The sequence below is a fragment of the Bradyrhizobium sp. CIR18 genome (genome assembly GCF_014198295.1).
Lineage (GTDB): Bacteria > Pseudomonadota > Alphaproteobacteria > Rhizobiales > Xanthobacteraceae > Bradyrhizobium.
This window is the reverse complement of sequence record NZ_JACIHF010000008.1, coordinates 306,784-317,485: the sequence shown is the minus strand read 5'-3', so window position 1 is coordinate 317,485 and position 10,702 is coordinate 306,784. Positions and strand designations below refer to the sequence as shown.

Below are 10,702 nucleotides of genomic sequence, written 5' to 3'. Positions count from 1 at the left end.
GTTCGGCTCCTGCTCGAACTTCACCAACTGGTTGTCGACGGTGTCCAGGCTCTCGCTGGTCTCCGTCAAAAACTCCCGCAACAGATCATCCATGAAAACAGGCCTTCATACAGGGCGGGCACGCACGAATTGTGATGCGCCTATTCGGAATGGGGCCAGCTTCACCGCAAAGCGTTTAATATTGGTTGAGTATGTGCAAAAGAACGGAACCAACAAAGAGATAAGGCGCTCCGGACAAGCCGAAGCGCCTCGTAAAGATTTGATTAAGATGCCGAGCGCGCTGCGCGCGTTTACGAAGCGGTAATGATGATGGCTTCGCCTTCCGGCTTGAGCGTCACGGTGAGACCGCAGGCCTGCGCCAGCAGCCGCGTATAGTAAGGCTGGATCGCATGCGCATCCGCAGCAGGGCCGCGCTCGCCGCTCAGCAGCTCGGAGATGTTCTGCGGCAGGCGCGCATTATGTCCGGTCGCGGTGATGCGGAAGCTCATCGTCTCGCCCTCGCCGATCGGGTCGATCGTCAGCATGCCGCCGCGCGGGATCGTGTGCTGCGACACGACCAGCATGTTGAGCAGCAGCTTGACGCGATTCTTCGGCAGCAGGAGCCGCGGCAGATTCCAGGTGATCGAGCACTTGCCGTCCTCGATGTGGCCGCGCGCCATGGTCTGGGCATCGCCGAGATCGATCTGCGCGCCGGAGGAGCCGGCGGCGCCGAAGGCGAGGCGGCAGAACTGGAGCCGGGCGGAGGCGGTCTTGGCGCTCTTGCGAATCAGGTCGAGCGCGAATTCGCGGTCTTCCGGCTTGGGATCGTCGTCGAGCACTTCGAGCCCGTTGACGATGGCGCCGACGGGGCTGATGAGATCGTGACAGACCCGCGAGCACAGCAGCGCTGCGAGTTCGAGCATATCGGGAGCAGTGGCAGTCGCGGGCGACGAGGCGTCAGACATATAAAGGGGTCCTGGAGGGTTCCTGAAATTGCACGGCGCTGGACGCCGCGAATCACGCATGCTTGACGGATGCTGCGGGTTCTAACATTCGCCAGCCCGTGGCAGCTAGCTTGCGATAGGTTCGAAGCGGCCATAAAGGGCGGCGGGCGAATCAACTGAGGGGGACGAGACTTGCTGACGAATGAGGCACACAGGTGAGGATCATCGACGCCGAGGCCGCATCCCGGTTGATGGAGCCGCTCACCGCGCTGGTGGTGAAGGCGGGCGAGGCGATCCTCAGCGTCAACCGCGCGGCGATGCGGATCGACGGCAAGCAGGACGGCTCGCCGGTCACCGAGGCGGACCTTGCCGCCGACCATATCATCGCGGACGGCCTGGCCCAGCTTGCGGGCGACGTTCCGACCCTCTCGGAAGAGCGGACCGAGCTCGCCTCGCCCTCGTTTGATGGCAGCTTCTTCCTGATCGACCCGCTCGACGGCACCAAGGAGTTCGTCGCCGGTCGCGACGAGTTCACCGTCAACCTCGCTTTGGTGACATCAGGCGTGCCGCTGCTGGGCATCGTCAGCGCGCCCGCGCTCGGCCTGCTCTGGCGCGGCATCGTCGGCCGCGGCGCCGAGCGCGTGAGCTTTGACGGCTCTACCATCGGCGTGGCCGAGCCGATCCACACCCGCAGGCTGCCGGCGCAAGGCGAGCCCTGGATCGCGGCGGTGAGCCGCTCGCACGGCGATCCCAGGAGCGAAGCGTTCATCGATAACAGGCCCAACGCCGTCAGACGGATGGTCGGCTCGGCGGTGAAATTCGGCCGGATCGCGGAAGGCAGCGCCGACATCTACCCCCGCTTCGGGCCCACTTGTGAATGGGACGTCGGGGCCGGCTCTGCGGTCGTAACCGCGGCCGGCGGCAAGGTGACCGACGGCAAGGGCGGCGAGCTCCGCTTCGGCGAACGGCACGCCAGCGGCTTCATCATCCCGGAGTTCATCGCCTGGGGCGACCCGCAGGCGGCCAGACTCTGAAGGCTGCTACTGACCGAGCCTGTCCTGAAGGGCGGGCCAGCGTTTGCCGACCTCATAGAGGAACCGCTCGGGATTGGCGGCGAAGGCGTCGCGATTGGCCTCCCGGCTGAACAGATAGAGCCGCTGCGCCACGATCGCGAAGAAACGGGGATTGCCGGCGACGGTCACCCCGCGGGCGATATCGGCGGGGTCGTAGCCGCCGAATTGCGGCCCATAGATTTCGGGATAGGCCAGGAAGGAAGCGCGGTTGCCCTCGTTGCGAAAGCGCCAGACCGCACCCCAGAGGTTCGCCTCGAACTCCGCCGTGCCCCGCAAGGCCCGGCCATCGACGAAATAGGCGACGGGGTCGAACCCTTCGATGGCGACGCCGGTGAAGCGGTTGACGACGACCCGCTCGGTGGTGGCGGCCCCTGCCGGCGTGACCGGGCCGGTGAGCCATAGGCCCGACAGCAGGCCGACGAGGAGGCCGATCAAGGCAATTCCGGGGCGCAAAGGGCTATCTTCCTGCCGTTGTGCCGTCATAGTTGCTGCGGATAACATCCGAGTCGAGGGGACATCCGGCGCAACCTAGAGCCTCGCCTGTTGGCGTCAGGTTAAGGAAGCGACCGGTTTCGGTACCAGGGGTTCTTTTATGACTTTCGCATCACGCCTTGCTGCGCTCGCGCTTGCCGCGATGGTCGGCTGGATCGTGCCGGCCTCGGCCCAGCAGGCGCCGCCGCCCAATCTGCCGCCGCCGCAGCGGACCCCGACGCCCAGCACCTACGGGCCGGATGAGCTCGTCGGCGCCGGGCACCGTTTCTTCGGCAACGTCTCGCGCGGGCTCGCCTCGATCATCGAGAAGGCGATCAGCCAATGGGGCCTGCCCAACGGCTATATCCTGGGCGAGGAAGGTTCCGGCGCGTTCGTCGCCGGCCTGCGCTATGGCGAAGGCACGCTCTACACCAAGAACGCCGGCGACTTGCGCGTCTACTGGCAGGGCCCCTCGCTCGGTTTCGACTGGGGCGGCGACGGCGCGCGCACCATGACGCTGGTCTATAACCTGCCCGCCACCAACGCGATCTACCAGCGCTTCGCCGGCCTCGACGGCTCGGCCTACATCATCGGCGGCTTCGGCATGACGGCGCTCACCGCCAACAACATCGTGCTGGTGCCGATCCGCTCCGGGCTCGGCCTCAGGCTAGGCGCCAATATCGGCTATCTCAAATACACGCCGCGTGCGACCTGGAACCCATTCTAGGGTTTTCCTCTCCCATCGGGCTTACGGATCAAGGTTAACGACAGGCCGGGGCTGGCTTTTTGCCGGGCCGCCATGGCATGGTCGTTGGTGAATTTTTCCTTAAGCTTGGGAGTTCTGCCCCATGGTCGAACCGATCATGTACCTGGCGATCGGTTTCCTGCTGTCGATGCTGTGCGGGCTCGCGATCGTGCCGCTCGTGCATAACCGCGCCGTGCGCCTGACCACGCGCCGGTTAGAGGCCGCAACGCCGCTGTCGATGGCCGAGATCCAGGCCGACAAGGACCAGCTCCGCGCCGAATTCGCCATGTCGGCGCGGCGGCTTGAGATGAGCGTCGACCAGCTCAAGAACAAGACCACGAGCCAGCTCGCCGAGCTCGGCAAGAAGAGCGACGCCATCAACCGCATGAAGATCGAGCTCGGCGAGAAGAACGCCACGATCTTCGCGCTGGAGGCGCGCGAGAAGGCGGTGAAGGAGCAGCTCCGCGCCACCGAAGAGGAATTCAACGCCAAGACCGAAGCCCTGCGCGCGGCCGAGAACGCGCTGACCGACAAGCAGAACGAGCTCGCCAAGATCAACTCGGAACTATCCGACCGCTCGATGATGGCGGAGAGCCGCCAGGTCGAGCTGGTCGCGGTGCGCGCCCAGATCGAGGAACTGAAGAACCGCGTCGGCGATGCCGAGAAGGAATTTGCCGCCACCCAAGCGCGCCTCGCGCAGGAGCGGACCGAATCCGAGACCGCCTCGCGCGAGCTCGGCGATGCCCGCGGCCGGGTCGAGAATCTGAGCCAGCGGGTCACCGAGCTCGATCGCCAGCTGATCGGACAGGTGAAGGAAGCCGAGATGCTGTCGGGCCGCGTCGCCGACCTCGAGGGCCGGCTCGCGACGCAAGGCAAGCTGCTCGCCGAGCGCGACTATGAGAACAACCAGCTCCGCCAGGCCCATGAGGGCGATGAGCGCACCATCAAGGAGCTGCGCGTCCAGATCGCGGCCTTGAGCGGCGGCAAATCCTCGGCCGCCATGGAAGCGCTGCGCGCGGAAAAGACCGCGCTCGAGGAGCAGCTGCGCACCGCCCGCGACGAGCGCGCCAAACTCCAGCGCGACATCAACGCGATCCAGCAGCAGGCGGAAAGCTCCTGGGCGACCGAGCGCATGGAGAATGCGCTGCTCCGCGAGCGCATCAACGACATCGCCGCCGAAGTGGCGAAACTCGCGATGCAGCTCGAAGGCCCGAACTCGCCGATCGAGGCGCTGCTGGCGGCCGAGGCCGGCCAGCCGCCGAAGCCGGCGCCACGCCCGGCCAACGACGCCGCGACCAACGGCGCGGCCGCAGGCAGCCTGCCCGAAGGCGGCGGAACGCTGGCCGAGCGGATCCGGGCGCTGCAGGCCCACGCCTCCCGCGCCCGCCAGCAGGGCGCGTAAGCGGCCCGAAATCCGCCCTCCCTTGCGAATTTGCGCGACCGGCCAAGGTTTTCCGCCCCCGCGGCGCCTGGAAACTTGACACCTTAAGCCCGCACTTCTAAATCGCGGGCTCCGATGCGCCGGCCGGCCGAACAGGTCCGGCCGTCTGCATGATAGTCCCGGGCGCATAGCTCAGCGGGAGAGCGTTCCCTTCACACGGGAGAGGTCCAAGGTTCGATCCCTTGTGCGCCCACCATTCGTTTCCTGAACCCAGCCGGATGCGGACGATCGCCCAAGCCTCATGGCTGTCGGGACCGTCGGTATCAAAAATGTCGAAAACAACCCCATGCACAGTAGCCGGCCCCAGCCGGATCAATGGGTTGCGCCTTTACCGAACCCTGGTTTGGCTCGTCAGGCAAGACGGGAGCAGGATGGCATGATCTGAAGAGAGGCGCGCGTTCTAATGAGCCATCAGGACAGGCAGCTGCGCATGCTCCATGATATAGCTGGTCGCCCCGCCGAATATCATTTGCCGCAAGCGGGTGCGTGTGAAGGCTCCCTTGATCAAGAGGTCGCAGCCTTCAGCTCTGCAGACATCGAGCACTGCCTGTCCGGTATCACGATTCTCCAGTTCAACCGTTCTCGCCTGCGCTGCAATGTCATTGTACCGCAGTTGCTGGAGGATCTGATCGGCAGACGGTCCTGGTACCGCTTGGCCGCCAACGACGGTTAGGACTGATACCCTTTCGGCCAGACGAAGCAACGGCATGGCAAATGCGTTGGCCCGAGCTTGCTCGGTACTCCCGTTCCAGTGGATCATGATGTTTGTTGCGACGCTTCTCGGTGCATTCGATGGCACAAGTAGAACGGGCCTGCCGCTCTCGAACAGCGCGGACTCAATCGCGCGACGGTGGGGGCCCGCAGCATCAATGTCAGACCTTGCCATCACGATCAGATCGAAGGCGCGCCCGTAACTTCCGACAAAGTCTTCGCCCTCAGGCGCGGTCTCCAGCCAGCCGAAGCACGGTCGACCCGATCCGGCAGGGGATCGAGGAACATCGTGCTTCAGCATGAATGCTTCGAAAAAGTCGCGCATGTCGTTCAATTCGGCTTCGCTCTTCACTTCATACGTATCTAACAGAATGCCGGTGGCCAATTCCGCGGCTAGATATTGCGGGATGCCGAACCGGAGCGGAAAGCCTTCGATATAGGCGCCGGTACGTTGCGCAAGGCGTACGGCGACATCGAGCGTGGATGTCATCATCGGAATATTCTGAAGCGGGACCAAGAGCGTCTTCATTTTCGACCTCCGGTGTTTGCAGTGGGCAGTGACGCAGGATGCCTAGTTTCGCTTGAATTGATGCCTACGATAATTTCACTTCGCCTCGTTCCGGTTGTCATCAACAATGCTTGCAGTCATGCGACCTGCTCAAGCCTCGCATCGATCTCCTGGCGAAGCGCCGCGAAGTCGATTGGCTTGGTCAACAGGTCGGCTGCGCCGTTCGCCAGCGCCTTGCGCCTGGTCTCGGCGTCACCATAGGCCGTGATCATGATGACCGGTACATCGGGGCGGGCCGAGCGCACGATAGGCAGCAGCTCCAGCCCGCTCATTCCGGGCATGTTGATGTCGGACAGGATCAGAATCAGGGTTGCATCCTCTGTCTCGGCCGCGCGCTGCAACGCCAGCGGTGCCGACGGTACAAATTCCATGCGAAAACGACCGCAGCGCAGATCGCGCCGAAACTGCTGGCGGAACAGCACCTCTACATCGGGCTCGTCGTCAACCACCATTATGAAGACGCTCAACTTCTGCCTCCGGTCTGCAATGGCGCCGCCAGCCTACGCGGCAGCCTGATGATGAACTCCGTATAATCGCCGGGCTCGGTATCGACCTCGATGCTGCCGCCGTGCTGTTTCACGATGATGTCGTGGCAAATTGAAAGGCCAAGGCCAGTTCCTTCGCCTGCGGGCTTGGTTGTGAAGAATGGGTTGAATATCTTCTCTCTCACGTCGGCCGGGATGCCGGCGCCATTGTCGCGAATCCGGATCTCGACGGCGGCGCCGAGGTTTGTGGTCGTCGCGCGCAGCCTTGGCTCGAAGCCGTCGCCGGCGGCGTCCCTTTGTTTGCTCGCCGCGTAGAAGCCGTTTGAAACGAGATTGAGGAACACCCGCGTGATTTCCTGCGGATACAGATCGAGCGCGCCCGCAGACGGATCGAGGTTCCTTTCAATCGTGATATTGAAGCCTGCTTTCTCGGCGCGCGCTCCGTGATAAGCAAGGTTGAGGCTTTCCTCGAGGATGGCGTTGATATCGGCCGCGCGGCGTTCGCCAGACCCTTCGCGAGAGTGCAGAAGCATATTCTTGACAATGGAATCGGCGCGCGTTCCGTGCTGCACGATCTTTTCCAGGTTGCCTTGCAGCATGTGTATCAGCGCGTCGATGTCCAGCCTTGCTGCCTCGCCGAGCCCGGCCGAGCGCAGCGCGTCGCCGAGTTCGTCGATGAGTTCGGAGGAAAGCGCAGCGAAATTGTTGACGAAATTGAGCGGGTTCTTGATCTCATGCGCAATGCCGGCGGTGAGTTGCCCGAGCGAGGCAAGCTTCTCGGTCTGGATCAACCGATCCTGCGCATTTCGCAATTCCTCGAGCGATTGCGACAGTTCCATAGTGCGCTCGCGCAGCTCGTTCAGCAGGCGTGCATTCTCGATCGCGATCACGCCCTGGTGCGCGAAATTGGACACGAGCTCGATCTGCTTGTCTGTGAAGGGTTTCACTTCCTGGCGAAAGATCGTGATGGTCCCGATCAGCTCATCTTCCCTGAGCATCGGCACGATGACGAGCGTCCTTGCGCCGGCAAGGTCGGCAAGCGCGCGAACGTTCGGGTTGCCTTCGACATAGGGCGGCTGAGTCCTGATATCGTCGATATGAACCGTCTGATGGGTTTTCTCGACGGTGCCGAGCCCGCTCGCCGGATGTGGGCGGATGCTCTGGTACAGCCGGGTATCAACATAAGCCTGTGGCGCGTTATGCAATGCGACCGTGCGAAAGCCGCCGTCCTCATAGAGATTCATGGTGCCGAAGCCGGCGCCGCAAATTCGCGTCGCGTTCTCCAGCATCTTGTCGAACACCGGAGTCAATGCGCCCGATGAAGCGCTTATGATCTCCAGCACCTCCGACGTTGCCGTCTGCCGCTCCAACGATTCGTTCAACTGCTCGAACAGACGCACGTTGCCGATGGCGATGACAGCTTGATCTGCGAAAGTCTGAAGCAGAGTGATCTGCTTGTCGTCGAATGGGCGCACCTCCATACGACGCAGTACGATCGCCCCCATGCTCTCGCCTTCGCGCAACAGCGGCACACTCAAAACAGTCCGAACGTTGGAGCGAACCGCATATTCGCGTCCTATCGGGTAATCCTCTCCATCGGGCCCAAGCAAGTCGCGCACTTGAACGGTGCGACGATCGATAATCGCCCGGCCGGTGGGCGATTTGACACTGATCGCCCGCCGGCTCCACACCACGGGAACTTGTCCATGATGGGCCTGGATGACGATGTCGTCGCCATCCCTCAGAACCACCAGCGCATCATATGCCTCGCAAAGTCCGCATGCGCTTTCCACGATCGCCTTGAGCACTGGACCGACTTCGGTCGGCGAGGAAGCGATAACCCGCAAGATATTGGCGCTGCCGGTCTGGTACGTCAGTGCCTCGGACAGGTCTCGCGTTCTGGTCTGCAATTGTTCGAACAGCCGTACATTCTCGATGGCGATCACGGCCTGGTCGGCAAAGGTCTGCACGATCTCGATCTGTCGCGAGGTAAACGGGCCCGGCTCCGGTCGCGCCAGACTGAGCACCCCGATCGCGGCGCCCTCGCGTACCAGAGGTATGTTGAGGGTCGCGCGATAGCCGCCGATTCTCGCGAGGTCATGCCGCGAGAAGTCGGGGTCTTTCATGAGATCGGCGACATGGTCGACCCGGCCAGTGAGCGCAGCCCGGCCGCTCGGCGTGTCGCGGCTCGGCGCAAGCGGTTGGCTCTTGCGTAGCGCGACCCATTCCGGTGGGTTGTTATGGGCGGCCTCCAGGTGCAGCAGCCCATCGCGAATGAGATAGATCGCGGCTCTGGGGTCGCCGCAGAGCCGTGCGGCCGAGCTGACAAGCGTTTCGAGAACATTGGGCAAGTCGAACGCCGAACGGCTGATTACCTTGAGCACGTCGGCCGTTGCGGTCTGCTGGCGCAGCGACTCGCTGAGATCCTCACTGCGTTGGCGCAACTCCTTGAGCAACCGCGCATTCTCGATGGCGATCACGGCCTGGTCGGCAAATGTGGCGACCAGCTCGATCTGTTTTTCCGTGAAGGGCTGCACGCGCTTGCGAGCGATCACGAGCGCGCCGATCGGCTCATTTTCGCGCATGAGGGGAACACCGAGCGCCGTGCGCTGACCAGCCATGGTCGTCGACTCGCGCAGCCCGTATTCGGGGTCGGCAGCGACATCGAGGATCTGCACCGGGCGGCGCTCGAGCACGGCCCGGCCTGTAACCGTGCTCCGGCCGGGCGTAATCGGGTGACCCTGCAGGAACGCGATGTACTCCTCGGAAAACCCCACCGCTGCTCCGGCCTGGTATTCATCGCCCTCGCGACGCATGATGAACGCCATCTCCGCTTCACACAGCCGGGCCGCCGAAGCGACCAGCGTGTTGAGCACGGTCTGCAGATCGAAGGTCGAGCGGCTGATCACCTTCAGCACATCTGCAGTTGCGGTCTGCTGCTGGAGCGATTCGGCGAGATCGCGGGTCTTCGCTTGGACCTCATCGAACAGCCGGACATTCTCAATCGCGATCACGGCCTGATCGGCAAAAGTGGAGACCAGGTCGATCTGCTTGTCCGTGAACGAGTTCACGGCCTTGCGACCCAGGAACAGCACGCCGATCGTTTCTCCGGATCGAAGCAAAGGTACGCCCAGGAGGGTCCGGTAACCGCCGGCTCTCTGCTGCTCGGGATAAGCGTATTCGGGATCGGCCACGACATCCTGGATCTGGACAGCCTTGCCGGACAGCAGGACGCGCCCAACGACGCTGCCGCGTCCAGCATTGAGTCGAATGCCCGCCGAGACCTCGGCCCACTCGGGCGAGAAATTGTACCGAGTTGCATGATAGAAGGCGCCGTCGGTGTCCTGCCGGACGATTGCCGCCATGTCGGCACCAGACAGCCACGCCGCCGATTCCGTGAGCGTGTCGAGGACCGTTTGCAAGTCAAACGCGGAGCGGCTGATGACCTTCAACACATCGGCGGTCGCCGTCTGCTGCTGCAGCGATTCCCGCAAGTCGTCAGTGCGCGCCTGCACCTCATCGAACAGCCGCGCATTCTCGATGGCGATAACGGCCTGATCGGCGAAGGTCTGCAGAAGTTGCACATGATGTGGAGCGAAGTTACCGGGCTCGACCCGCGTTACGCTGATCATGCCGATCACCACGCCTCCGGTCGCGAGCGGAACGAACAACATGCTGCGAAAGCCGCGGGCGCGCGCGATGAATTTGATGTCGTTTGTCAGCGCTTCGGTATCGGGGGTCGGCACCACCTTACCGGCCCGCGTCCTTTCAAAACTCTCGAAATCGGCAATCGGCCGCGGAAACATCTGCTGCAAAGCATGATCGGCGGCAGAATTGGTCGGCGTGAAGGCCGCCAAATGGGCAGTGCCGTCGATGAAGCGGAATACGGTCGTCGAAAAGCCGCCGAGCAGGGCATTGGCGCGCCTCGCGATCGCATCGAATACCGGCCTTACCTCCGATGGCGAACTGGCAATGATTTTGAGGATGTCCGCGGTGGCGGTCTCGCGATCTTGTGCGGCGCGCAATTCGGCCAGGAGCCGCGCGTTCTCGTGCTGCAATTCCGCCACAACGCCCTGAGGAAGCGCGGCCATGATGAAAATCCAGGTCGCCAGCCGGTTCGCGGCCGACGTCAAAATCCAATCAAGAAAGCGTCGGAATTATTCCACCATCAGGTGCCTCCGACCAGACGTATCGTTAGTTGATTTTCAATCGACCACGCGTCAATTCGCCTCCTCGATCTACCGAAGCAGCGAGCTCCACAAGTCGCGCTGCTTTGGGTCCACAT

General features: G+C 63.1%; 8 protein-coding genes and 1 tRNA gene. 4 read left to right on the top strand and 5 right to left on the bottom strand.

Going from position 1 to position 10,702, the window contains the following annotated elements:
* Nucleotides 1-290 precede the first annotated feature (290 nt).
* Nucleotides 291-944, bottom strand: coding sequence for a histidine phosphotransferase ChpT (gene chpT, locus GGD65_RS25195; protein WP_026202749.1), 654 nt, complete (start codon nt 942-944; stop codon nt 291-293).
* Nucleotides 945-1,174: 230 nt separating this feature from the next.
* Here chpT and GGD65_RS25190 point away from each other — a divergent pair, with 230 nt between their 5' ends.
* Nucleotides 1,175-1,957: a 3'(2'),5'-bisphosphate nucleotidase CysQ gene (locus tag GGD65_RS25190; RefSeq protein WP_183236946.1), complete on the top strand. Its 783-nt coding sequence runs from the start codon at nt 1,175-1,177 to the stop codon at nt 1,955-1,957.
* A 6-nt stretch (nt 1,958-1,963) separates the two neighbouring features.
* Here GGD65_RS25190 and GGD65_RS25185 read toward each other — a convergent pair whose 3' ends face one another.
* Complete coding sequence (locus tag GGD65_RS25185; RefSeq protein WP_020508802.1) at nt 1,964-2,449, bottom strand: YHS domain-containing (seleno)protein; 486 nt, start codon at nt 2,447-2,449, stop codon at nt 1,964-1,966.
* 139 nt (nt 2,450-2,588) lie between these two features.
* On the opposite strand from GGD65_RS25185, the gene GGD65_RS25180 reads away from it, so the two are divergent.
* The 3 genes from GGD65_RS25180 to GGD65_RS25170 all read left to right on the top strand — a co-directional run bounded on the left by GGD65_RS25180 (nt 2,589) and on the right by GGD65_RS25170 (nt 4,849).
* Nucleotides 2,589-3,194 (top strand): DUF1134 domain-containing protein, encoded by a 606-nt coding sequence (locus tag GGD65_RS25180; RefSeq protein ID WP_018322430.1) that lies wholly within the window; start codon nt 2,589-2,591, stop codon nt 3,192-3,194.
* 121 nt (nt 3,195-3,315) lie between these two features.
* Entirely contained in the window at nt 3,316-4,614 is a 1,299-nt protein-coding gene (locus GGD65_RS25175; protein ID WP_018322431.1) for a hypothetical protein, read from the top strand.
* A gap of 160 nt (nt 4,615-4,774) precedes the next feature.
* A tRNA-Val gene (locus GGD65_RS25170) sits at nt 4,775-4,849 on the top strand.
* A 204-nt stretch (nt 4,850-5,053) separates the two neighbouring features.
* Here GGD65_RS25170 and GGD65_RS25165 read toward each other — a convergent pair.
* The 3 genes from GGD65_RS25165 to GGD65_RS25155 all read right to left on the bottom strand — a co-directional run bounded on the left by GGD65_RS25165 (nt 5,054) and on the right by GGD65_RS25155 (nt 10,508).
* Nucleotides 5,054-5,893, bottom strand: a complete 840-nt coding sequence (locus GGD65_RS25165; RefSeq protein ID WP_183236934.1) for a universal stress protein — start codon at nt 5,891-5,893, stop codon at nt 5,054-5,056.
* Between the two features lie 116 nt (nt 5,894-6,009).
* A complete protein-coding gene (locus GGD65_RS25160) occupies nt 6,010-6,399 on the bottom strand; it encodes a response regulator (protein WP_092260790.1) in 390 nt (129 codons plus the stop codon).
* Nucleotides 6,396-10,508, bottom strand: a complete 4,113-nt coding sequence (locus tag GGD65_RS25155) for a GAF domain-containing protein (protein WP_246783395.1) — start codon at nt 10,506-10,508, stop codon at nt 6,396-6,398. Before GGD65_RS25155 ends, GGD65_RS25160 begins: the two co-directional genes overlap by 4 nt.
* Nucleotides 10,509-10,702: the final 194 nt, after the last annotated feature.

Bases quoted from the DNA above. Each gene is read 5' to 3' on its own strand.
- chpT (WP_026202749.1), bottom strand. From the start codon at position 944: ATGTCTGACGCCTCGTCGCCCGCGACTGCCACTGCTCCCGATATGCTC.
- GGD65_RS25190 (WP_183236946.1), top strand. From the start codon at position 1,175: ATGGAGCCGCTCACCGCGCTGGTGGTGAAGGCGGGCGAGGCGATCCTC.
- GGD65_RS25180 (WP_018322430.1), top strand. From the start codon at position 2,589: ATGACTTTCGCATCACGCCTTGCTGCGCTCGCGCTTGCCGCGATGGTC.
- GGD65_RS25175 (WP_018322431.1), top strand. From the start codon at position 3,316: ATGGTCGAACCGATCATGTACCTGGCGATCGGTTTCCTGCTGTCGATG.
- GGD65_RS25165 (WP_183236934.1), bottom strand. From the start codon at position 5,893: ATGAAGACGCTCTTGGTCCCGCTTCAGAATATTCCGATGATGACATCC.
- GGD65_RS25155 (WP_246783395.1), bottom strand. From the start codon at position 10,508: ATGGCCGCGCTTCCTCAGGGCGTTGTGGCGGAATTGCAGCACGAGAAC.